General features: G+C 69.9%; 20 protein-coding genes. 9 read left to right on the plus strand and 11 right to left on the minus strand.

Annotation, left to right across the window (positions count from 1 at the left end):
• The first annotated feature begins 176 nt into the window (after positions 1–176).
• Positions 177–1271 carry a signal recognition particle-docking protein FtsY gene (gene ftsY, locus AC6LJ5_RS16915; RefSeq protein WP_498141100.1) on the plus strand — a complete coding sequence of 365 codons (1095 nt, stop codon included), beginning with the start codon at positions 177–179 and terminating at the stop codon, positions 1269–1271.
• 97 nt (positions 1272–1368) lie between these two features.
• Here the strand turns inward: ftsY and AC6LJ5_RS16920 are convergent, their stop codons facing one another.
• Positions 1369–3027: a CYTH and CHAD domain-containing protein gene (locus AC6LJ5_RS16920; protein ID WP_498141088.1), complete on the minus strand. Its 1659-nt coding sequence runs from the start codon at positions 3025–3027 to the stop codon at positions 1369–1371.
• 325 nt (positions 3028–3352) lie between these two features.
• Here AC6LJ5_RS16920 and AC6LJ5_RS16925 point away from each other — a divergent pair, with 325 nt between their 5' ends.
• Positions 3353–7579: an autotransporter domain-containing protein gene (locus AC6LJ5_RS16925; protein WP_498141089.1), complete on the plus strand. Its 4227-nt coding sequence runs from the start codon at positions 3353–3355 to the stop codon at positions 7577–7579.
• A 64-nt stretch (positions 7580–7643) separates the two neighbouring features.
• On the opposite strand, the gene AC6LJ5_RS16930 is transcribed toward AC6LJ5_RS16925, so the two are convergent.
• From AC6LJ5_RS16930 to AC6LJ5_RS16960, 7 genes are all read right to left on the minus strand, one after another.
• Positions 7644–8195: an SMI1/KNR4 family protein gene (locus AC6LJ5_RS16930; RefSeq protein WP_498141090.1), complete on the minus strand. Its 552-nt coding sequence runs from the start codon at positions 8193–8195 to the stop codon at positions 7644–7646.
• 178 nt (positions 8196–8373) lie between these two features.
• Positions 8374–9195 carry a phosphonate ABC transporter, permease protein PhnE gene (gene phnE, locus AC6LJ5_RS16935; RefSeq protein WP_498141091.1) on the minus strand — a complete coding sequence of 274 codons (822 nt, stop codon included), beginning with the start codon at positions 9193–9195 and terminating at the stop codon, positions 8374–8376.
• Positions 9192–10109, minus strand: coding sequence for a phosphonate ABC transporter, permease protein PhnE (gene phnE / locus AC6LJ5_RS16940; RefSeq protein WP_103271054.1), 918 nt, complete (start codon positions 10107–10109; stop codon positions 9192–9194). Before phnE (AC6LJ5_RS16940) ends, phnE (AC6LJ5_RS16935) begins: the two co-directional genes overlap by 4 nt.
• Complete coding sequence (gene phnC / locus AC6LJ5_RS16945) at positions 10106–10876, minus strand: phosphonate ABC transporter ATP-binding protein (RefSeq protein WP_103271053.1); 771 nt, start codon at positions 10874–10876, stop codon at positions 10106–10108. The genes phnE (AC6LJ5_RS16940) and phnC overlap by 4 nt, the downstream gene beginning before the upstream one ends.
• Positions 10877–10881: 5 nt before the next feature.
• Positions 10882–11880, minus strand: a complete 999-nt coding sequence (gene phnD, locus AC6LJ5_RS16950; RefSeq protein ID WP_392410019.1) for a phosphate/phosphite/phosphonate ABC transporter substrate-binding protein — start codon at positions 11878–11880, stop codon at positions 10882–10884.
• A gap of 160 nt (positions 11881–12040) precedes the next feature.
• Positions 12041–12883, minus strand: a complete 843-nt coding sequence (locus tag AC6LJ5_RS16955; protein WP_392410018.1) for an IclR family transcriptional regulator — start codon at positions 12881–12883, stop codon at positions 12041–12043.
• Between the two features lie 20 nt (positions 12884–12903).
• Complete coding sequence (locus AC6LJ5_RS16960; RefSeq protein ID WP_498141092.1) at positions 12904–13701, minus strand: HAD-IIB family hydrolase; 798 nt, start codon at positions 13699–13701, stop codon at positions 12904–12906.
• A gap of 114 nt (positions 13702–13815) precedes the next feature.
• On the opposite strand from AC6LJ5_RS16960, the gene ribBA reads away from it, so the two are divergent.
• From ribBA to AC6LJ5_RS16990, 6 genes are all read left to right on the plus strand, one after another.
• Complete coding sequence (ribBA, locus tag AC6LJ5_RS16965; RefSeq protein ID WP_498141093.1) at positions 13816–15006, plus strand: bifunctional 3,4-dihydroxy-2-butanone-4-phosphate synthase/GTP cyclohydrolase II; 1191 nt, start codon at positions 13816–13818, stop codon at positions 15004–15006.
• Positions 15003–15527: a 6,7-dimethyl-8-ribityllumazine synthase gene (gene ribH / locus AC6LJ5_RS16970; RefSeq protein ID WP_103276188.1), complete on the plus strand. Its 525-nt coding sequence runs from the start codon at positions 15003–15005 to the stop codon at positions 15525–15527. The genes ribBA and ribH overlap by 4 nt, the downstream gene beginning before the upstream one ends.
• Positions 15496–16005 carry a transcription antitermination factor NusB gene (gene nusB, locus AC6LJ5_RS16975; protein WP_103276187.1) on the plus strand — a complete coding sequence of 170 codons (510 nt, stop codon included), beginning with the start codon at positions 15496–15498 and terminating at the stop codon, positions 16003–16005. Before ribH ends, nusB begins: the two co-directional genes overlap by 32 nt.
• Positions 16006–16137: 132 nt before the next feature.
• A complete protein-coding gene (gene thiL, locus AC6LJ5_RS16980; RefSeq protein ID WP_103276186.1) occupies positions 16138–17103 on the plus strand; it encodes a thiamine-phosphate kinase in 966 nt (321 codons plus the stop codon).
• Between the two features lie 61 nt (positions 17104–17164).
• Positions 17165–17671, plus strand: a complete 507-nt coding sequence (locus tag AC6LJ5_RS16985) for a phosphatidylglycerophosphatase A family protein (protein ID WP_103276659.1) — start codon at positions 17165–17167, stop codon at positions 17669–17671.
• Positions 17668–18234 (plus strand): CinA family protein, encoded by a 567-nt coding sequence (locus AC6LJ5_RS16990; protein WP_392410013.1) that lies wholly within the window; start codon positions 17668–17670, stop codon positions 18232–18234. Before AC6LJ5_RS16985 ends, AC6LJ5_RS16990 begins: the two co-directional genes overlap by 4 nt.
• 145 nt (positions 18235–18379) lie before the next feature.
• On the opposite strand, the gene pyrF is transcribed toward AC6LJ5_RS16990, so the two are convergent.
• The 3 genes from pyrF to AC6LJ5_RS17005 all read right to left on the minus strand — a co-directional run bounded on the left by pyrF (position 18380) and on the right by AC6LJ5_RS17005 (position 21268).
• The gene (pyrF, locus tag AC6LJ5_RS16995) at positions 18380–19198 is read right to left on the minus strand and encodes an orotidine-5'-phosphate decarboxylase (RefSeq protein WP_498141094.1); all 819 of its coding nucleotides are present in this window, start codon (positions 19196–19198) and stop codon (positions 18380–18382) included.
• 6 nt (positions 19199–19204) lie between these two features.
• Positions 19205–20527: an NAD(P)/FAD-dependent oxidoreductase gene (locus AC6LJ5_RS17000; protein WP_199770923.1), complete on the minus strand. Its 1323-nt coding sequence runs from the start codon at positions 20525–20527 to the stop codon at positions 19205–19207.
• A gap of 342 nt (positions 20528–20869) precedes the next feature.
• Positions 20870–21268, minus strand: a complete 399-nt coding sequence (locus tag AC6LJ5_RS17005) for a diacylglycerol kinase (RefSeq protein WP_103276183.1) — start codon at positions 21266–21268, stop codon at positions 20870–20872.
• Positions 21269–21505: 237 nt separating this feature from the next.
• Between AC6LJ5_RS17005 and AC6LJ5_RS17010 the strand changes: the two genes are divergently transcribed.
• Positions 21506–23074 carry a mannitol dehydrogenase family protein gene (locus tag AC6LJ5_RS17010; RefSeq protein ID WP_498141095.1) on the plus strand — a complete coding sequence of 523 codons (1569 nt, stop codon included), beginning with the start codon at positions 21506–21508 and terminating at the stop codon, positions 23072–23074.
• Positions 23075–23212 lie beyond the last annotated feature (138 nt).

The raw sequence follows: 23212 nt of genomic DNA on the forward strand, positions 1-23212 counted from the left end.
CAACGTCGGCTTCCGTGGCGCCGTCCGCGCCAGCCGCATACACGCCTGCCGCCCACACGCCCGCTGCCGCGCCGGTCGTCACGCCCGCGCCGTCGCTGCCCGCTGCCGCGGCGCCTGTGCCGGCCACGCCCGCGCCTGCTCCGGTGTCCGATGCGCGCAAGGCGCCTGACGCCGCCATTGAACCGCCCATCGCCGCGCAGGCGCCGGCGGTCCAGGCCCCGGCAATTGCCCCGGCGGTTGCTCCGGTCGCTGTTCCGATCATCGCTCCGGCCGTCGAGCAGGCGGTCGCGCCCGTCGCGCCGCCGCCCGTCCCGGCCCCGGTCGCCGAGGCCGCGCCGCCGGCGCAAGAGGCGCCGAAGAAGGCATCCTGGCTGAGCCGGCTCAAGCAGGGCCTGTCGCGCACCGGCCAGAGCATCGGCGGCCTGTTCGTCGGCGTGAAGGTCGACGAGAACCTGTTCGAGGAACTGGAATCGGCGCTCATTATGGCCGATGCCGGGCTGGAGGCCACCGAGACGCTGCTCACCGCGCTGCGCGCGCGCGTGAAGAAGGAACGCATCGAGGATCCCGCCAAGGTCAAGGCGGCGCTGCGCCAGCTGCTGGCCGAGCATCTGCGCCCGCTGGAGCGTCCCTTCAATCTCAAGGGCGCCAAGCCGCTGGTGGTGATGATCGCCGGCGTCAACGGCGCGGGCAAGACGACGTCCATCGGCAAGCTGGCCCACACCTTCCAGCGCCAGGGCGCCAGCGTGCTGCTGGCGGCGGGCGATACGTTCCGCGCCGCCGCGCGCGAGCAGCTGATCGAATGGGGCAGCCGCAACAACGTCACCGTGATCGCGCAGGATGGCGGCGATCCGGCAGCCGTGGCCTTCGACGCGGTCAATGCCGGCCGCGCGCGCGGCATTGACGTGGTCATGGTGGACACCGCGGGCCGCCTGCCCACGCAGCTGCACCTGATGGAAGAGCTGAAGAAGATCCGCCGGGTCATCGGCAAGGCCGACGCCGCCGCGCCGCACGAGGTACTGCTGGTGGTCGACGGCAATACCGGCCAGAACGCGCTGGCCCAGATCCGTGCCTTCGACGCCGCCATCAACCTGACCGGCCTGGTCGTGACCAAGCTGGACGGCACCGCCAAGGGTGGCACGCTGGCCGCCGTGGCCGCGGGCAGCCAGGGCGTGCGCCCGGTGCCGGTGTACTGGATCGGCGTGGGCGAAAGCCTGGAAGACCTGCAGCCCTTCGTGGCGGACGAGTTCGCCGGGGCGCTGCTGGCCGATTGATCACGATCGTGATCGCGCCTTGAAACGCCACGGGCGTCCTGCGAAGGACGCCCGTTTTTCATCCGCGACGCGGTGTGGCGGCGGACCCGCGCCCGCCTTACTTCCAGAACGGCTTGCTGTGCGCCAGATCGTCGAAAGCCTGCTGCGCTTCCGTCGCCAGCTCTTCCAGCCGCGCGCTGATCCAGCCCAGCGCGAACCAGGCCTGCGGGTGCGTGGCCGTACACGCCTCGTAGTGTTCCTTGGCCACGGCCAGGTCGTTGATCTCACCCAGGATGTCCTGCACGCGCGACAGCAGCTTGCGGTAGCCGCGCAGCTTGGCGGCGGGCAGCAGCGATTCGGCGAAGGCCAGGCTGTAGCGCAGCCGCTTGCCGCGCTTGCGCAGCTCGTGGCGCGCGGGAATGCCCAGCGCAGCGAACTGCAAGCCCTGGTCGGCGACCTTGCCGTGCCAGCGGCGCAACCGCCGCGCCAGCTGCTTTTGCAGCCTGGGCGTTTCGGGCTCCGCGCCTTGCAGCGGGATGATGGTGGGCTGCACCAGCGCGCCGGGCACGCCGCCTTCCAGGCGGATGGCCGGCTCGGGCGCGGCGTCCGTGGGCGTGCCGTTGGCGATCGCGTGGCCGTCCGGCGCGGCCGCTGGCGGCGGCACGTCCAGGCTCCATTCCAGCAGGTCCAGCAGCCAGGCCTGGAAGGCCTTGCCGCCGGCGATGGTCCGGGCGTCTTCCTCGGGCGGGGTCGATTCCACGGGGATCACCGGCATGCCGGCGCGGGCCAGCGCGGGCGCCACGGTTTCGTTCAGCACGTCCTGGTCGCGGTTGGCGCCGAAGGCGGCGAAGTGCGCGCGCGCCTGCTGCAGCATGGCGTCGGGCACCGGCGCGATCCAGCCATCGAACAGCTTCCAGGCCGAACGCAGGCGGCGCACGCCCACGCGCAGCTGGTGCACGTGTTCGGAATTGCCGGCGCGGTACACGCCCTCGGTGTCCACTTCGGCTAGCACGGCGGCGTTGCGCGCGATCTGGTCCAGGCATTCGGCTGCGATGGCGCCCATGGCTTGCGGCGGGCTCATGTCCTCGCGCAGCTTGATCGCGGCCGCGCTGCGCGGCGCCCAGAACCGGGCGATGGCCTCGGCGCGGCGCGCCTGATGGTCGTCGCCGGCGGCGGCGTCGACCTCTGCCAGTTTGTGCGCCAGCTGCGCCAGCGCGTCGCCGCGCTCGGACTTGCTGCGCGGGTCCAGCACCAGCGCGTGGCGCTGTTGCCAGCCTCGGGCAGCGGCGAAGATGGCGCGCGGCTTGCCCGACACCAGTTCGAATTCCAGTTCGGATATGGGCAGTTCCAGCGTGCCGGCGCGCAGGATGCCAGTGTCATAGGCCAGCTCGACCATGCCGTGGCGCGTGCGCACCCGGCGCAGCAGGCGCAGCACGTCGGTCTCGTAGCGCAGGCCCAGCTCGCCCTTGATCGCCGCCAGCGGCGCTTCGACATCGGTGCCGGCATAGACCGACAGGTCCAGCACCGGACCGGGCCGCGGGTGATTCATTTCGATGCGGGTGATGGCGTCGGCGCCGGGCATCTTCAGCGTCTGCACCCAGTCGCGGCCTTCCAGCCGCAGGCGGATCGCGATGCGCGCCCGCGCCAGCTCGCGCTCGGGCGTATCGAAGTACATGGCATGCAGGCGGATGCGGGTGGCTTCGCGCTGCTTGATCTCTCGCTGTACGGCTTGGCGAGACGCCGCGGGCACGTGCAGTTTCAGTTCCTGTTCCGGCATGGCGGCGGGTGTCCAACGGCAAAAGCCGAGATCTTAATCAAACGGGAAGGATGATTTGATGACCGGTCATATTTATTTCACAAAACTCACACGGAGCATAGACCGGGTTGAAGTGCATCAACAATCATCCGCACGACGGGCGGTCGGACATTTTCGGCTTTGATTGCGTCCGCGCAATTACCCAGTTTCAGTGATAGGCAAGGGCGGGTCGAACTTTTCTAATTGTAATTGGCGGGCCGGACGCTTTATGCGGGGCCTCGATACCCATACGCGCCCGCCCCGGCATCGCCGGCGACGGGCCATGACAAGAGAAAAGAGAGGGCCCATGAACCGCGCGTATCGCATCGTCCTGAACCGAGGCACCGGCCAGTGGCGGGTGGCCGGCGAGCACGCCCGGGGGCGGGGCAAGAGCCGTTCGCGCGGCGTGGCGCTGGTGGCCGTATTGGGGGGGGCAAGCGCCATGCCTGCCGCACAGGCGCTGGCCGGTGCGGTGGCGATTGGCGACGTGACACCTGCGGTGAACTGGAACGACTCCAATGACCTGGTCATAGGCAATGCCGCGTTCGGTTCGCTGCTGATCGAGTCCCCGGCGACGATCGTGCGCAGCGCCAGCGGCTGGTTGGGAGCGACGCCGGACGGCGTGGGCACGGCGACGGTCTCGGGCCTGGGCGCGTCCTGGGAGGTCAACGGCCGCCTGGTCGTCGGCGCCAACGGCAGCGGCACGCTGATGCTCGCCAATCAAGGCATGGTCTCGGCGGGCGCCAATGGCCAGGGGGGTGTCGAGCTGGCCAGCAATCGCGACGCGGTCGGCGTCATCAACATCGGCAGCGCGCCCGGCGGCGCGGCCGTCGATGCCGCCGGCATCCTGATCGCATCGGAGGTGCGCTTCGGCGCGGGCCGCGGCACGCTGAACTTCAATTCGACGGGGGCCCATAGTTTCGCGCCCGCCCTGAACAGCCAACAGGCGGGGCAGCACCAACTCAATCACTACGCCGGCATCACGTTATTGCTGGGCGACAGTTCGCGGTTCGACGGCGATACCACCGTCACGGGCGGATCCCTGCTGATCACCAACATACTGGGCACCGAGACAGGCCGGATCGACGCCGGCGCGGCGCCTGGCGCCTCGGCCCGGGTCAACGTGTACAACACCGGCGCGACCTGGGCACTGACAGGCAACCTGTTCGTTGGCGGCAGCGGGCCCGGCAATCTGAATATCTATTACCAAGGCACGGTCTCGAATCATTTCGCCACGGTCGATGCGCAGCAGAATGGCGCGGCGACCGTGACGGTTTCGGATGTGGGGGCGCTCTGGAACAATCGCGCGGCGCTGCTGGTCGGCTCAGAGGGTGGCAAGGGCGGCGTGTCGGTCCTGGCGGGAGGGTATGTCGCCAGCGTCGACGGCGTCGTCGGGCGCCAACAGAACGGTAGCGGCGATTTCCTGGTGTCGGGGCGCGGTTCGACCTGGACCAATGCCGGCGAGCTCAGGGTGGGCGACGTATCCGGCCAGGGCACCCTGAGCATCGAGTCGGGCGGCACCGTCTCGAACCGCGACAGCTATGTGGGCAGCATGAGCGGCAACGGTGAAGTCGTGGTGCGCGGCGCCGGTTCCACCTGGAACAACAGCGGTGCGATGATCCTGGGCTTCGGCGTGGGAACGGGCGCGGGCACCCTGACGATCGGGCAAGGCGGCGCTGTCAACGTCGGCGCCGCCGGCACGGGGATCGTGTCGCTGGCGCCGGACCGGTTCCTGATCTTTCCCACCCGCGGCACCCTCAATATCGGCGCGGCTCCGGGCCAGCCGGCCACGGGTGCGGGCACGCTCAACGCCAGCGCGGTCCAGTTCGGCGCGGGCATCGCCACGCTGAGCTTCAACCATACCGATACCGCCTACCGGTTCGCGACACGGTTGCTGAGCACGGGCAGCGGCGCGCACAGCCTGAACCAGATCGCCGGCACCACGTTCCTGGCGGGCGCCAATGGCGCCTTCCTGGGCAAGACCACGGTGTCTGGCGGCAAACTGGTGGTGCTGGGACAGCTGGGCGGTTCGGCGCAAGTGACGGGCGGGACGCTGCAGTATGGCGATGGCGCCTCTGGCGCGGCCAGCAGGCTGGCCGGCGACCTGAAGGTGTCGGGCGCGGGCAGCACGCTGGCGGTGCAGGGGCCGGCGACGTTGGGGGCGACGGGCGATATCGGCATGGCCGACCACACCACTCTCGACCTCACCGCCGGCGCCAACGGCGCGCCGCTGCGCGCCAACACGGTGACGCTCGGCGCCGACGTGACCTTCCGGCTGGGCGGCGTCGACAGCGCCAGCCCGGCCGAGGTCGTGCTGATCGACACCGCCGGCGGCATCAACGGTGACTTCGCCAGGATCAGCACCGGCGGCTTCGCCGGCGCCGTGGACTACCTGAGCGTCAACACGCGCAAGTCGGCGGACACGTTGCAGTACCTGGCCCGCTACGGCCTGGCCTGGACCGCCGGCAACAACCTGGCGCATGGCACGTTCACGCTGGCCAACGCCACGGATCGCTTCACGGTCGGCGCGGCGCTGGCCGACCAGGCCGCCAATGCCGCGACCGGCTGGAACGGAACCACGCTGACCAAGGCCGGCGCCGGGACGCTGGTGCTGAGCGGCGCCAATACCTACAGCGGCGGCACGACGGTCTCGGGCGGCACCTTGCAGGTCGAGCGCGACGCCAACCTGGGCGACGCCGCCGGGGGGCTGGCGCTCAACGGCGGCACGCTGGCGACCACGACGTCGTTCGATACGGCGCGCGCCATCACGGTGACGCAATCTGGCGGCTTCGACGTCGCCGCCAACACCACGCTGGGCCTTACAGGGGTGTTGTCCGGCGGCGGCGATCTCATCAAGGCCGGCGAGGGCGTGCTCGACCTGAAGGGCGATGGCGCCGGCTTCACCGGCCGCACGCTCGTCAACGGCGGCCGGCTGGCGATCAACGGCCGGCTGGGCGGCTCGCTCGACGTGGGCGCCGGCGGCGTGCTGGGCGGCAACGGGACGATAGGCGCGGGCGCGGGCTCGCGCGTGGCGGTCGGCGCCGGCGGCGTCCTGTCGCCGGGCAACTCCATCGGCGCGCTGACCATCGACGGCGATCTGGTTATGCAGCGTGGCGCGCGTCTCGTGGTCGAAACCGATCCGGCTGGCGCCGGCGCGGACCTGGTCCGCGTCAGCGGCAACGCCACGCTCAATGGCGGCGCGGTGGCGCATGTCGGCGCCCAGGGCGACTATGCGCTGAATGCCAGCTACTCCATCATGGAAGTGCGCGGCACGCTGTCCGGCCGCTTCGATGCCGTGTCCTCCGACTTCGCCTTCCTGACGCCGAGCCTGGCCTACGATTACGGCGCCGGCCGCGTGTCGCTGAGCCTGGCGCGCAACGATACCCGCATGGCCTGGACGGGGGCGACGCGCAACCAGCGCGCCGCGGCCGCCGCCATCGACAGCATCGGCATGGGCAGCGGCAACCGGCTGTACGACGCCGTGGTGCGTCTGCCGGACGATCCGGCGCTGCTGCATGCGGGGTTCGATCAGTTGTCCGGTGAACTGCATGCCTCGGCCAAGACCCTGCTGTTGCAGGACAGCCGTTATCTGCGCGATGCCATGAGCGACCGTCTGCTCGAGGCCGCCGACGGCGCGCGTTCCACGCCCCTGCTGGCCGCCGCCGGGAAGGATGCGGGGGCGCTGGCAACCGGCGCGCAGGAGGGCGCGTATGGGCCGGCCAGCTGGATCCAGGGCCTGGGCGCCTGGAGCCGGACCGACGGCGACGGCAACGCGGCCGCGCTCAAGCGTTCCAGCGGCGGCTTCCTGATGGGGCTGGACGCGCCGCTCGCCCAGACCTGGCGGGTCGGCGTGATGGCCGGCTACAGCCGCAGCGATTTCGATGTGAACGACCGCGCCTCTTCGGGCCGCAGCGACAACTACCATCTGGGCGCCTACGGCGGCGGCCAATGGGGCGCGCTGGGCCTGCGCGGCGGCGTGGCCTACAGCTGGCACGACATCGCCACCCGTCGCTCGGTCGCCATGCCCGGTTTCTCCGACCGTCTCAAGGCCGGCTACGACGGCCGCAGCGCCCAGGCCTACGCGGACCTGAGCTATCGCATCGACCTGTCCGCCGTCGCGCTGGAACCCTTCGTCAACCTGGCTTACGTCAATCTGCGCACCGGCGGCTATCGCGAGAGCGGCGGCGCGGCCGCGCTGCATGCGGCAGGCCAGACGAGCGAGACGATCTTCTCGACCCTGGGCGCGCGGGCCACGTCGCGCTTCGAACTGGGCGGTGCGCAGGCCGCGCTGCGGGGATCGCTGGGATGGCGTCACGCCACGGGCGATGTGAAGCCGCGGGCCGCGCAAGCGTTCTCCGCGGGCGAATCCTTCACGGTGGCGGGCGTGGCGCTCGCCAGGAACAGCGCGGTGATCGAGGCCGGCCTGGATCTGCAGGCCACTCGCAAGACCCGCGTCGGCCTGGCCTATCAGGGCCTGCTATCGGGGGCGGCGCGGGACCATGGCGTGCGCGCGAACCTGACCGTTCGCTTCTAGGCGCGGCAGGCTCGCGCCGTCCAGGCGGCGCGAGCCGTCCGTACACAAGGGCCGTCGCACGGATTCAGCCTTCCAGGAAATCCTCGGGATCTTCCTCGATCTGCTCCAGCGTCTGCGCCAGCAGGGTGGGGAAGTCCTCGCACACGTAGTCGATGGAATCCGGATCGTGGGTAAAGGCGATGATCTGCCCCGGCCTGCCTTGCGCCGTGGGCGTGTGGTCCAGCATCAGCATCAGGGTTGGCGCGGAAAACCCGGCGAAGGGCAGCCAGCCTTCCTGGAACCAGCCGTCCTGGATCCGCGGGTCGCGCGGCGTGGGCTGCCCGTAGCCGGCATAGCGTGGCGCGCGGGTGCGCAGGCCGCGCCATTGCTTGAGCGCGTCCTGCAACGGCAGGAAGTCGTAGCCCGTCAGATAGCCCTGGCGCGCGAACACGGGCTTGTACGACGGTCCGCCGTTGGCCGCCAGCCAGGCCGCCTTCAAGGCCGGATCGATCTCGAAGCCCAGTTCCTGTTCGGCGGCTGCGATGTCGGCCTCGGTAGTCTTGGGCTTGAGCCGCAGCGGCTGATCGTTGTCCTGGTAAAACGCCTTGAGCGCCGACACAAAAGCGGGGAATTCCATGGATGGCCTGCCATGCAAGGGGAGGGAAGGCAGATGATAGCGCCCGGTCTCGCGCGAAAATCCGGCGCGTGCGTGCGCGCTTGCTGCGCTCGAGCGGACCTTCTTGCCCTTCGGCGGGCCCAGGCAAAAAAAACCGCCCGTTGCCGGGCGGCGCAAAGGAACGCGGGGGCGGGCGGCGTCAGAGGATGCGTTTGCGCGCCTGCGTGATCAGGATCTCGGCCAGCACCACGACCGCGAAGATGGAGGCCAGCACCAGGGCCACGCGGTCCCACTGAAACAGGTTCAGCGCGGTGTCCAGCGCCATGCCGATGCCGCCGGCGCCGACCAGGCCGAGCACGGCGGATTCGCGCACGTTGATGTCCCAGCGCAGCAGCACGATGGACCAGAACGCTGGCCGGATCTGCGGCCAGTAGGCATACCAGATCACGGCGGACCTGCTGGCGCCGGTGGCGGTCACGGCCTCGATCGGGCCGCGTTGCGCCTCTTCGACCGCCTCGCCCACCAGCTTGCCGACGAAGCCGATCGAACGGAAGGCGATGGCCAGCGTGCCCGCCAGCGCGCCGGGGCCGAAGATGGCGATGAACAGCAGCGCCCAGACCAGCGAGTTGACCGAGCGGCTGGACACCAGGATCAGCCGCGCCAGCATGTTGATGGTCCGGCTGGGCGTGAGATTGTTCGCCGCCAGCAGCCCGACCGGCACCGCCAGGATCACCGACAGGATGGTGCCCAGCGTGGCGATGTGCAGGGTCTCGACCAGCGCGGCGTGCACGCCGCCCGGGTAATAGGCCCAGTCCACCGGCCACATGCGCTGGAACAGGTCGGCCATCTGCTCGGGCGCGTCGTACAGGAACTCCGGAATGATCTCGACGCCGCGCATGGCCTGGCCGATGGCGAGCGCCAGCAGCAGGTAGAGCGCGAAGCGCAGCAGCCGCTGGCCCAGGCTGTAGCGGTGCCATTCGCGCGGCGCGCCGGCGTTGCGCAGGGTGGCGGGCGCGTTCATTCGTCCGCCTCCGCCTTGCGCGTCACGGCGGCCGCGCCGCGCGTGTTCAATCCCGTATTCGACGTCGGGGCGGAACCCAGGCCGCGCGCGCCGGCGAAGCGCCCTTGCAGGATGCGGTCGAAGCCCAGGTTGTCCAGGAACACCGCGCGCACGAAGCCGGCCAGGATCTCGCCCAGCATGATGATGGCGATCAGGGTCAGCAGGATGGCGCTGACGAAGTCGTAGTCAAAGCGCTGGAAGGCCGAGAACAGCGTGCCGCCGACCCCGCCCGCGCCGACGATGCCCACCATGGTGGAGTTGCGCAGGTTGGAATCGAACTGGTAGGTGGCGAAGCCGATGAAGCGCGCGAACACCTGCGGCAGCACGCCGAAGGCGAGCACGTTGCCGAAGGACGCGCCGGTGGCGCGCACCGCCTCGACCTGCTTGAGCGAGATCTCCTCGATGGCCTCGGTGAACAGCTTGCCGATGAAGCCGATCGAGGCCACCGTCAGCGCCAGGATGCCGGCCAGCGCGCCGAAGCCCACGGCCTTGACGAACAGGATGGCGACGATCACCGGATGCAGCGCGCGGCACAGCGCCACCAGCGCGCGCGCCGGCCACGAGACCCAGGCCGGCATCAGGTTGCGCGCGCCCAGCAGGCCCACCGGCAGCGCGCAGGCGATGCCCAGCACCGAGGCCAGCACGGCGATCTCCAGGCTTTCGGCGATGCCCTTCCACAGCGTGGCGGGCTTCTCGAAATTGGGCGGGAACATGCGCGCCAGGAAGGTGGACGCATGGCCCAGCCCGGTCTCGAAGCGGTTCCAGCTGAAGTCCAGCTGCGCGCCCGCGTACAGCGTGTAGAGCAGCAGCAGGACCGCGCCGGCCTTGACGCGGCCGGACAGGGCGAAGGGGCGGGCGCCCCGCTGTGGAATCATTCCAGCCAAGACTCGCCTCCGTAGATGGTCTTGAGCATGGCGGCGTCCAGGCCCTGTCCGTCGCCGTCGTAGACCACGCTGCCGCCGGACATGCCGACGATGCGCGTGGCGTAGCGTCGGGCCAGCTCCACGTCGTGGATGTTGACGATGACGGGGATGCCGCTGGCGTCGCCCTGCGCCGCCAGCAGTTCCATGATCTCGACCGAGGTCTTGGGATCCAGCGACGAGGTCGGCTCGTCGGCCAGCAGCAGCTGCGGGCGCTGCATCAGCGCGCGGGCGATGCCCACGCGCTGGCGCTGGCCGCCCGACAGCGCGTCGGCGCGCTGGTCGGCGAAGCCGGCCAGGCCCACGGTGTCCAGCAGCCGGTAGGCGTGCTCGATGTCCTCGGGCTCGAAGCGGCGGGTCCAGGCCTTGAAGGCCGAGGTGTAGCCGAGCCGGCCGGTCAGCAGGTTCTCCATGACCGTCAGGCGCTCGACCAGGTTGTATTCCTGGAACACCATGCCGATGCGGCGGCGCGCGCGGCGCAGGGCCGCGCCGCGCACGCGCGCCAGGTCCACCGAGTCCTGCCCCGACCGCAGCGTGATCTCGCCCCGGGTCGGTTCGATCAGCCGGTTGATGCAGCGCAGGAGCGTGCTCTTGCCGGTGCCCGAGGGGCCGATGATGGCGGTCAGGCCCTGGCCCGCCACCTCCAGGTCGATGCCGTTGAGCACCGGGCGGCCGGCCCGGTATTCCTTCACCAGGCCGGAAATGCGTAGCGACGTGCTCATGCGGCTTACTTCTTGCTCTTGGCGGTTTCGCGGTCGTAGGCGGCGCGGTTGAAGCTCTCGCCGCCGGATTCGGCGACCTGGCGCACGATGGCCCAGTCCTTCTGGTAGGTCACCGGATAGAAGCGGTCGGCGCCGTCGAAGGCCTTGGACATCTCCGCCGGGAAGCGGTAGTCGTAGAAGCACTTGAGCATCTGGTCGCGGAACTTCGGCTCCAGGTCATGCGCGTAGGCGAAGGACGAGGTGGGGAATTTCTCGCTGCGGTAGATCACGCGGAAATCGGCCTCCTTGACCTGGCCGCGCTCGACCATGCGCTTGAACACGTCCGAGGCCACGGCGGCGGCGTCGTAGTCGCCGGAGTTCACGCCCATGACCGACTGGTCGTGCTTGCCCGAGAAGATCACCTTGTAGTCCTTGTCCGGCGTCAGCCCTTCCTTCGGGAACAAGGCCACCGGCGCCATGTGGCCGGAATTGGACGAGGGCGCGGTGTGCGCCAGCTTCTTGCCCTTCAGGTCGGTCAGCTTCTGGTACGGGCTGTCCTTCTTGACGATGACGATCAGGTTGTAGCCCTGGAAGCCGTCGGCATAGCCCTTGACCGCGAAAGGCACGGCGCCGGCGATGTTGACCGCGAAGGCGGTCGGGCCGGTGGAGAAGCCGCCCACGTGCAGGCGGCCCGAGCGCATGGCCTCGATCTCGGCGGCGTTGCTCTGCACCTGGTAGAACACCACGCGCTTGCCGGTGCATTCCGACAGGTGCTTGGTGAAGGGCTTGAAGATGTCTTCATAGACCGCCGGATCTTCCACCGGCGTGTAGGTGAACACCAGGGTGGACGGGGTCTTCAGCTTGGCCGGATCGGTGGGCGTGTCGGCCACCAGGTCCTTGTTGGCGTCGCAGTACATCTGGTCCAGGTCGCCCCGGTTGGGGCAGGCGTCGGCGGCTTGCGCGGCGGACGCGCCCAGGGCGAACGCGGCCAGCGCGGCCGTTTGCAGCAGGCGCAAGGCGTGCATCGTGTGTCTCCTCTTTCTATGTCTATGTGACTTGTCACTGAATTCAATCTGAATTCAAACATGGAAGAGGAGGGCTCACACTTGGGAAAGTCCCTGCCTTTCTTTTCGGCTTTTGTTCGCTTTGTTCGGTTCGTGTTCGCTTTTGCTCGTGGCCGGCAGGTCAGCCGCGATAGCCCAGCTTGCGCGAGATCTCCTGCGCGCAGGCCAGCAGCGGCCGGGCGATGCTGCCGTCCCAGGCCACGTCGAACAGCCCGGTCGGACCCAGGCTGGTCAGCGCCAGCGCGATGTTGCCGGTGCTGTCGAACACCGGCACCGACAGCGCGTCCACGCCGGGCAGCGGATTGCCCAGCGCGCGCGCCATGCCGTGCACGCGGATGTCGGCCAGCTGCGCCTCGACGTTGGCGCGCGAGGCCTTGCGCGGCGGCGTCAGGCTGGCGATGACGGCGGTGTCGCCCTCTTCGCGGGCGATGTAGTGCTCGCTGACCTTGGGCGGCAGCCAGGCGGCGAACACCAGCCCGGTGGCGGTGTGCAGCATGGACATGACCGTGCCCTTGCGCATGTTCACGTGCACCGGATAGCTGGCCTCGGTCATGTGGATCATGGTCGGGCCGTGCGAGCCCAGCACGGCGATGCCCAGCGTGTGGCCGATCTCGGATTGCAGCTTGGCGATCTCGGGCATGGCGATGCGCACCGGGTCCAGCCGCTGCAGGCTGACCAGCCCCATCTGCAAGGCGAACGGTCCCAGCTCGTACTGGCCGGTGGCGCCGTCCTGCTGCACCAGACCCACGCGGATGAAGCTGACCAGATAGGGGTGCGCCTTGGCCGAGGTCATGCCGGCGCCGGCAGCCAGGTCGCGCAGCGTCAGCGGCTTGCCGGCGTCCACCAGCGCGGCCAGCAGCGGCACGCCGACCTCGATGGACTGGATGCTGCGGCGGCCATCGTTGGCCGCGGCGGGAGTGGCCTTGGGCGCGGATTGCGGGGTGGTTTTCGGTGTGGTCGCCACGGCGGTTTCCAGGGTAAGGGTCAGGCGCGGGCGGCCAGCAGCCGTTCGGCCATCTCGACGAAGCCCGCGCCGCCATGGCCGGCGGCCACATAGGCCGGCCGGCGTTGCAGGCGGTGCAGCTGCGACTGGATGTTGGCCACGCCGACCGAGATCGGGAAGTAGGCGAACATGGGCTCGTCGTTGGGCGAGTCGCCGATGAACAGCGTGCTGTCCAGCAGGGTCGCCACGTCAGCGCCGAACTCGCGCTGGAACAGGGTCTGGGTCATGGTCAGCTTGTCGTAGTCGCCGAACCAGCCGTTGACGTGGATGGAGCTGACCTTGGCCTGCGCGCCGGCGGCCTCGAAGATCGCCACGATGCGGCCCACGTCGGCTTCGGGCAGGGGCGGCACGTCCTCGCAGAAATCGATGGCCAGGTCGGCCTTGCGGTAGTCCTGGTCGCTGGCCACGGCGGCGCCCGGCACCTCGGCCAGCACGCGGTCGCGGATGGCGTCCAGCCGGGCGCGGCTGGCCTGGCGGGCGGCGGCGTCTGTCCAGTAGTGCGCGGTCATGCGGCGGGCCTGGCGGTCGTAGGCATAGTAGAAGGCCCCGTTCTCGCCGACCACGGCGCGCACCGGCCACATGCGGGCGATGTGGTCGCACCAGCCGGCCGGGCGGCCGGTGATGGGCACTACCTGGATGCCGGCCTGTTCCAGGCGCTCCAGCGCGGCGTAGGCGTCGGCCGGCAGGCGGCCGTCGGTGGTCAGCGTGTCGTCGATGTCCGTCAGCACGACGCGGACGGCGGCCGCGACGGCGGAAGGCATGGCCGCAAGGGCTTGCATGGCGTTTTTCCTTGGTTTTCCTGGGGGAAGGCTTCGGCCGGGAGTTTAACCGCAGCCCCCCGGCCGCCAGGGGCGGTAAAATCCGGACTTTCCCGCCTGGTTTGCGTCCAACCCATGTCCGTCCAGTTGTCCTCCCTGCCCGGTTCCGAGCCGGAATCCTACGGCATCGCCTCGGTCTCCGAGATCATCGCCGAGCTGCGCGCCGGCCGCATCGTCATCCTGGTCGATGAGGAAGACCGCGAGAACGAGGGCGACCTGGTCATGGCCGCCGAGTTCATCACGCCCGAAGCCATCAATTTCATGGTCACGCACGGCCGCGGCCTGGTCTGCCTGACGCTGACCGAAGAGCGCTGCCGCCAGCTGGACCTGCCGCTGATGGCGGCCCGCAATGGCACGCGATACGGCACCAATTTCACCCAGTCGATCGAGGCCGCCGAGGGCGTCGAGACCGGCATCTCGGCCGCCGACCGCGCCCGCACCATCCAGGTGGCGGTGGCGCGCGACGCCAAGCCGTCCGACCTGGTGCAGCCCGGCCACATCTTCCCGGTGCGCGCGGTGCCCGGTGGCGTGCTGGTGCGCGCCGGCCACACCGAGGCCGGCTGCGACCTGACCGCCATGGCCGGCCTGACGCCCGCCGCCGTGATCTGCGAGATCCTCAAGCCCGACGGCACCATGGCGCGCCTGCCCGACCTGGTGCAGTTCGCCCGCCAGCACCAGCTCAAGATCGGCACCATCGCCGACCTGATCCAGTACCGCAGCGAGCATGAATCCATCGTCAAGCGCCTGGGACGGCGCCGCATGCAGACCGCCTGGGGCGAGTTCGACGCGGTGGCCTACCAGGACGCCGCGACGGGCTCGGCCCACCTGGCCCTGGTGCACGGCGCGATCCACCCCGACGCTGAAACCCTGGTGCGCGTGCACGAGCCGGCCTCGGTGCTGGACGTGCTGGACACCGGCGTCAGTCCGCACAGCTGGAGCGTGCCCAACGCGCTGGCGGCGATCACCGCCTCGCCGGCCGGCGTGCTGGTGCTGATGAACTGCCAGTCCTCGGCCGAGCACCTGTTCGGCCAGATCGCCGGCTGGGACGGCGCCAAGGCCCCGGCCGAGCCGGCCAGCGCCGACCGCCACGGCCTGCGCACCTACGGCATCGGCGCCCAGATCCTGCGCGACCTGAACGTGGGCCAGATGAAGCTGCTGGCCAAGCCGCGCAAGATGCCCAGCATGGCGGGCTTCTCGCTCACCATTACGGGTTACGATTGCGACCCTCCCGAATCTTCCCGCAACACACAGAAGGCCGACACATGAACCCTTACATTCTCACCCCCGACCTGAACGGCGAAGGGCTGCACATCGGCATCGTGCGCGCCCGGTTCAACGAGGAAATCGGTCAGGCCGAGCTGGAAGCCTGCCTGAAGGAACTGGCCGAGCTGGGCGTGGACGAGCGCGACGTGATGGTCGCCACCGTGCCTGGCGCGCTGGAACTGGGCGTGGCCCTGTCGCACATGGCCGAAACGTTCGAATTCGACGCCCTGATCGCGCTGGGCGCGGTCATCCGCGGCGAAACCTATCACTTTGAAGTGGTCAGCAATGAAATGGCCACGGCAATCACCCGCATCTCCCTCGAAACCGGCATCCCCATCGCCAACGGCGTGCTGACCGTCGACACCGACGAGCAGGCGCAGGCGCGCGCCGCCGGCAAGGGCCGCGACTGCGCCCAGGTGGCCGTCGAAATGGCCAACCTGGTCGCGGCGCTGGAACCCGAGGAAGAAGACGAAGACGACGAGGACGAAGATTTTGACGACGAAGAAGACGACGACCAGCGCTGATAGCGCGGCGCAAGCGCGCGCCAACGCCCGCAGCGCCCGCCGCCGCGCCCGCGAATTCGCGCTGCAGGGCGTATACGCCTGGCTGCTGCGCGGGGGCGAGGGCACGCAGGACGCCGGCGAGATCGACGCCCATCTGCGCGACACCGAGGATTTCTCCGAGGCCGACGCGCAATGGTTCAAGACCTTGCTGCATGGCGTGCTGCGCGAGGCGCCCACGCTGCGCGAGCGTTTCACGCCCTACATCGACCGCCCGCTGGCCGAGCTGTCGCCCGTCGAACACGGCATCCTGCTGATCGGCAGCTTCGAACTGATTCATCACGTTGAAGTGCCGTACAAGGTCGCCATCAATGAAGCCGTGGAACTGGCCAAGTCCTTCGGCGGCACCGACGGCTTCAAGTTCGTCAACGGCGTGCTCGACAAGCTGGCGGCCGACGTGCGCGCGCACGAGGTCCAGGCGGCTGCGCAGCAGCGGCGCTGAGCGAGCCTGCCCGCCGCGCCGCGCGTCTCCCTCTCCAGGGAGGCGCGCCCGCGCACCGGCAGGGCCGGACTGCGCGGTGGCGGCAGCATTGGAGTCAACGACGGTCCGCAAGGGCCGGACAGCGGAGTCGCCGTGGCGTCCGAATTCGATTTGATCGCGCGCTATTTCACGCGGTCGGCGCCCGCCGGCCTGCTGGGCGTGGGCGACGACTGCGCGCTGTTTCCCGCGCCCGCTGGCGAGCAGATCGCCACCAGCACCGACCTGCTGCTGGAAGGGCGGCATTTCTTTCCCGATGTCGATCCCCGTTCGCTGGGGCATAAATCGCTGGCCGTGAACCTGTCCGACCTGGCCGCCATGGGCGCGCGCCCGATCGGCTGCGTGCTGGGCCTGGCGCTGCCACGGCTGGACGAGCCCTGGCTGGCGGCCTTCGCCGACGGTTTCCATGCGCTGGCGGCCGTCCATGGCTGCCCGCTGATCGGCGGCGACACCACCCGCAGCGCGCATGACCTCGCCATCAGCGTGACCGTGTTCGGCGCCGTGCCGGCGGAACTGGCGCTGCGCCGCGACGGGGCGCGCGCCGACGACGATATCTGGGTGTCCGGCGAACTGGGCGCGGCCGACGTGGCCTACCGCCTGCTCGATGGCCAGTATCCGGCCGACCCGCAGCGGCTCGCCGCCACCCGGCGCGCGCTGGAATGGCCCGAGCCGCAGGTGGCGCTGGGCCTGGCGCTGCGCGGCGTGGCGCGGTCCGCCATCGACATCTCCGACGGCCTGCTGCAGGACCTGGGCCACATCCTGGCCGCCAGCCGGGTGGGCGCGGCGCTGGACTACGCCAGCCTGCCCGTGGCCACGGCGCTGGACGGCATGCCCGAGGACCAGCGCCTGCGCGCCATCCTGGGCGGCGGCGACGTCTACCAGCTCTGCTTCACCGCGCCGGCAGCGCGCCGCGACGAGGTCTCGCGCGCCGCCCTGGCCGCCGGCGCGCGCGTCACGCGCATCGGCCGCGCCACGGCGCAGCCAGGGCTCACGGTGCTGGATGCGCGGGGTCGGCCCATGGACGCGCTGCCGCGAGGCTACGATCACTTCCCGACGGCCTGAGCCGCCACCCCACTGGATATCGGCCGACACCATGCCTGCCAACGACTCCCATTCCCCCACCATGCGCGAGCGCAGGCGGGCCGTCTATCCCACGCTGGCCTGGGTCTGCCGCGATCCGGGGCGGCTGATCGCTTTCGGGCTGGGCAGCGGCCTGATCCGCCCGGCGTCGGGCACCTGGGGCACCGTGCTGGCCTGGCTCATCTGGGTGGCCGCCGCGCCGGCCGCGACCGATCTGATGATCGGCGTGTTCCTGGCGCTGGCTTTCCTGTATGGCTGCTGGGCCTGCGATCGCGTGGGCCGGGAACTCCAGCAGCCGGATCACGTCGGAATGGTCTGGGACGAGATGGTGGCGTTCTGGCTGGTGCTGTGGCTCACGCCGGCGGGCTGGCTGCCGCAGGCCGTGGCGTTCGTGCTGTTCCGCGCGTTCGACATCGTCAAGCCGCCGCCCATCAAGTTCTTCGATGCCCGCTTGAAGGGCGGATTTGGCGTCATGTGGGACGATATCGTCGCGGCGGGCTATGCCCTGCTGATCATGGCGCTGGCGGTGCGCACAGGAGTCTTCGCATGAACTCGCAATCTCACGCCCCTTCGTCCGGCCAGCCGGCCGCGCCGCTGGCGCAGGCCACTATCCTGGGCCTGTCGGAACTGCTGGGCGATGCGCTGCGGCGCCACGGCTGGATGCTGGGCTCGGCTGAGTCCTGCACCGGCGGCCTGCTTGCCGGCGCATTCACGGCCGTGGCCGGATCTAGTGACTGGTTCGAGCGCGGCTTCGTCACGTACAGCAACCAGGCCAAGGTCGACGAGCTGGACGTGTCGCCCGACGCGCTCAATCATTTCGGCGCGGTCAGCGAACCGGTGGCGCTGGAAATGGCCACCGGCGTGCTGCTGGCGGCGCCGGCCGCGCACGTGGCGGTGTCGACCACCGGCATCGCCGGACCGGGCGGCGCCACGCCGGGCAAGCCGGTGGGCATGGTCTGCTTTGGCTTCGCCATGCGCAACGGCGATGGCATCAGCAGCCGCGCGGTCACTCATGTGTTTCCTGGCGACCGGGCGCAGGTGCGCCAGGCCGCGGTGGAATACGCGCTGCGGGGACTGCTGGAATTCGTCGGGGCGCCGGTCAACCGGCGTTGAGGCCGCCGCGCCGGGCGCGATGCGTCCGGCCTGGATGTGCAACGGGGCTGCCATGGGCAGCCCCGTTTTCTTTTGCCGTCGCAACAAGGCCCCGCTGTCGGCAGCCGGTCCGCGTCGGCGGGCGCCGTCCGTGGGGCCCGTCGTGTCAGCGTACCGCGTTGATCGCGTCGCGCAGGCCCTTGGCGGCCGCGCCGGCCGCTTCGCGCCAGTCGTCGCCGCCGCTGGCGTAGATGATGGCGCGCGAGGAATTGATCATCATGCCGCTGCGCGCGCTGTTGGCGCCGGCGTTGACCGTGGCGGTGATGTCGCCGCCCTGCGCGCCGATGCCCGGCACCAGCAGCGGCACCGCGTCGCCGATGCGCTGGCGCACCGCGGCCAGCTCGTTCGGGAAGGTCGCGCCCACCACCAGGCCGCACTGGCCGTTGGCGTTCCACTTGTCGGCCACCAGGCCCGCCACGTGCAGGTACAGCGGCTGGCCGTCTTCCATCTTCAGGAATTGCAGGTCCGAGCCGCCGGGGTTGGACGTGCGGCACAGCACGATCACGCCGCGGTCGCGCCAGGCCAGATAGGGCTCGACCGAGTCCAGGCCCATGTAGGGGCTGACGGTCAGCGCGTGCGCCTGGTAGCGCTCATAGGCTTCGCGCGCGTAGTTCTCGGCGGTGGAGCCGATGTCGCCGCGCTTGGCGTCCAGCACGATGGGCAGGTCGGGATGCTTGTCGCGAATGTGGGCGCACAGCGCTGCGAGCTGTTCCTCGGCACGGTGGGCGGCGAAGTAGGCGATCTGCGGCTTGAAGCTGCAGGCATAGGGCGCGGTGGCGTCGACGATCTCGCGGCAGAACTGGAAGATCGCGTCCGGCTTGTCCTGCAGTTCGCGCGGGAAGCGCTGCGGATCGGGATCCAGCCCGACTTGCAGGAGCGATTGCCGGGACGTCCAGGCGTGTTCGAGTTTTTGCAGGAAATTCATGGGGATTCAGTGCAGTTTGACCCGAGGACGGGTACGGCGCATGAGCAGGCGCGCCAGGGCCAGGGAAGCGGTGCGCGAAAAGCCCAGCACCGCCTTGTGGTGCATCAGGTGCAGGCTCATGTACATCAGGCGTGCCAGTGTACCGCTTACGAACAGTCCCCGTCCGGCCAGCTTGCCCATCAGGCTGCCCACGCCGGCGTCCTGCCCCAGCGACACCAGCGAGCCGTGATCCTGGTAGACGTAGGGCTCCACGGGCTCGGGCGCGCCGCGCAGGCGGGCGGCGAGCTTCTTGACCAGGTAGTCGGCCTGTTGATGCGCGGCCTGGGCGCGGGCCGGCACGCTGCGCCCGTCGCGCCAGGGCACGGCGCAGCAGTCGCCCAGCGCCAGCACGTGCGGATCGCTGGTTTCAAGCCGTTCGTTCACTTCGAGCTGGCCCAGCTTGTTCAGCGGCAGGCCCAGGTCGGCCAGCAGGGCGGGGCCCTGGATGCCGGCCGCCCACATGCACAGCCGCGCGGGGAACTGGCGGCCGTCGGCGGTCAGCACGGCATCGGCGCCCACTTCCGCGACGCGGCAGGACGTTTCCACGCGGATGCCCAGCTCGGTCAGGCGCGCGGTCGCGGCCTGCGAGATCTTCTCGGGCAAGGCGGACAGGATGCGCGGCGCGCCCTCGACCAGCGTGATCGCCAGGTCGCGCTCCGCGCGGAAATTCGGCAGGCCGTAGGCGCTGACCACGTGGCTGGCCTCGACCAGCTCGACCGCCAGCTCTACGCCGGTGGCGCCGCCGCCCACGATCACCAGGTCCAGCCGCGCGGACGGATCGCGCACCTTGGCCTGATCCACCAGCACCATGGCCTTGAGCATGGTCAGGCGGAACTGTTCGGCATTCTCGGTCGAGTCCAGCGTGACCGCGTGTTCGGCCGCGCCCGGCGTGTTGAAGAAGTTGGAGGCGCTGCCCAGCGCCAGCACCAGCGTGTCGTAGCCCAGCTCGCGGCGCGGCAGCACTTCCTGTCCCTGCGGATCGGCCACCGCGTCCACGGTGATGAGCCTGCGCTCCCGGTCCACCGAGACCAGCCGGCCTTGCGCGAAGGAAAAACCGTTCATGTGGGCCAGCATCAGGTAGGACAGGCCTTCCTGGTGGATGTCCAGCGTGCCCGCCGCGGCTTCGTGCAGCGAGGGTTTCCAGATATGGAAGGGTCGGCTGTCGACCAGCGTGACGCGTTCGCGGCCATGGACGCGGCCCAGCTTGGCCGCCAGCTCCAGGCCGCCGGCGCCGCCGCCGACGATGACGATGCGTTCCGAGGATGAGGCGGACGTCGATGTAGGCATCATGGCTCCCTGCAAATCACGAACCGCCAGTATAGACAGAGCCGCCTGAATGCTGGCGCCACCAACGGTACTGGCGCCACCAACAGCCTGGCGGCCAAGGCGCAATCAATACAACCCGCGCAGCGCCCGCAGCCAGCGGGGCCGCGCGGAGCCGGCTTTGCCGGTCCGCAGCGGCGCCCCTTGAGGGGAGGCGCGTAGCGCCTGGGGTGGGCCTTTCCTTCCGGTCCGCAGCGGCGCCCCTTGAGGGGAGGCGCGTGGCGCCTGGGGTGGGCCTTTCCTTCCGGTCCGCAGCGGCGCCCCCTTGAGGGGGAAGCGCCGAAGGCGCTTCGGGGGTGGGCCCCACCCTCAGTGCATGACGAAGCGGCTCACGGCGACGCCCACCCACACGGCGACAGTGAACAACAGCAACAGCATCACCGCCGCGCTGCCCAGGTCCTTGGCCCGGCCCAGCAGCGGATGCGTCTCGACCGACAGCGCGTCGGCCAGCGCCTCGATGGCGGAGTTGACCAGCTCCACCGCCAGCACCAGGATCACGGTGCCGATCAGGAAGAAGACCTCGACCGTGGTGCGGCCCAGGAAGAATGCGGCGGGGATGAGCAGCACGGCCAGCGCCAGTTCCTGGCGGAAGGCGGCCTCATACTTGATCGCGGCCTGCAGGCCCTGCAGCGAATAGCGCAATGCGTTGAGGATGCGGCGCAGGCCGCCGGTGCTTTTATAGGGCGAGGGATGCGGGTTCTGTGACATGGATGAGCAGGAAAGCCGAGTGTGGCGGCTTTTTAACAGATATGGGTTGCCCGCGTGGCGGTGTTTCCCATGCTTACAGCGATCATCGGGACGTGCTATACCCTCGCCACGCGCCGGGCCGTGATATCGCTCATCGACGAGACGCCCGCCGCCCTACCATCTCACTCTTCCCACCAACGCGCCCGTCCGCCGGTCAATCGGCGGCCGCCTGCCGGCGCTTCAAGACCCTGGCAATCCATGCTTGAACGTTTGAACTCAGAATCCCTGTCGCAGCTGCCCAAGGACGTGGAGCTTCCTGGCTATGACCGCAGCCGGGTCACGCCCGGCATCGTGCATCTGGGGCTGGGCGCGTTTCACCGCGCGCATCAGGCCGTGGTGACCGACATGGCGATGGCCGCCAGCGGCGACCTGAGCTGGGGCATCCTGGGCGTGTCGCTGCGCAGCCCGGCCACGCGCGACGCGCTGACGCCGCAGGACGGGCTGTATACGCTGGCGCTGCGCGATGCCGGGGACGACGGCCAGCCCACGGAGCAGCTTCGGATGGTGGGATCGGTGCTGCGCATCATGGTGGCCGAGGAAGACCCCAACGCGGTGCTCGAACGCATCGCCTATCCGCAGACGCGCATCGTCAGCCTGACCATCACCGAGAAGGGCTACAGCCACGAGCCGTCCACCGGTTACCTGCGCTGGGACGACCCGGACATCCTGCACGACCTGGAGCATCCGGAGCGCCCGCGCAGCGCCATCGGCATCCTGACCTATGGCCTGGCGCTGCGCCGCGAGCGCAGCCTGCCGCCGCTGACGCTGCTGTCCTGCGACAACCTGCACGCCAATGGCGACACGCTGCGCAACCTGGTGCTGGCCTTCGCCTTGCGGCTGGACGTGACGCTGGCCGCCTGGATCGACAAGAACTGCACGTTTCCCAATTCCATGGTCGATCGCATCGTGCCCGGCACGCTGGACGAGGACCGCGCGCGCATCTCCGCCCGGCTGGGGTTCGAGGACGCCTGGCCGGTGGTGGGCGAACCCTATCTGAACTGGGTCATCGAGGACAAGTTCGCGGCCGGCCGCCCGGCCTGGGACCTGCCTGGCGGCGCCACCTTCGTGCGCAACGCCGCGCCCTACGAGAGGCTCAAGCTGCGCATGGTCAATGCGCCGCATTCGGGCCTGGCCTATCTGGGCGCCATGCTGGGCATGCGCACCGCCAGCGAGGCCGCGCAGGATCCGGCGCTGCGCCGCTACGCCGAAGACCTGATGCGGCTGGAAATCGCGCCCACGCTGCGCGGCATTCCCGAATCGGGCCTGGAGGAATACCGCCGCCGCTTCATGGCGCGCGTGTCCAATCCCGCCCTGTCGCAACGCCTGCAGCAGATCGCGATGGACGGCTCGCAGAAAGTGCCGCAGCGTCTGCTGGGCGCGATCCGCGACCGGCTGCGGCGCGGCGATGACTGCGCCCGGCTGGTGCTGGCCGTGGCGGCCTGGCTGCACTATCTGCGCGGCCACGATGAGCGTGGCGACGCTTACGTGGTGCAGGATCCGCTGGCCGACGCGCTGGCCCGGCTGCTGTCCCGCGCCGATGTGGCCGCGGCCGCCGCCGCGCCGTCGCAGGCCGCGCAGCGGCGCGCCGTGGTGCTGGCCGACTTCAAGCCGGTGTTCGGCGACCTGGGCAGGAAGCAGGCCTTCGTGCAGGCGCTGGCGGTGCAGCTGGAGCGGCTGCGGGAGCTGGGCGTCAGGGGAGCATTGGCGGAACTGGAGCGCGAAGCCGCCGAGGCGCGGGCGCTGGAGGTCGAGCCGGCCGCGCAATGATGTAGCGGTGCATGCCGGCGCAGGAGCACGATGCTGGCATGCATCGAGGGCCAGGTGCCCATGGCGATGACGGTATGAACGAGGACCAGGCTCCCGGACCGATGCCGGCATTGTGCCCGGGCGGCCGTGCAGGCGGCG

Source organism: Achromobacter sp. 1011791174 (genome assembly GCF_059760925.1).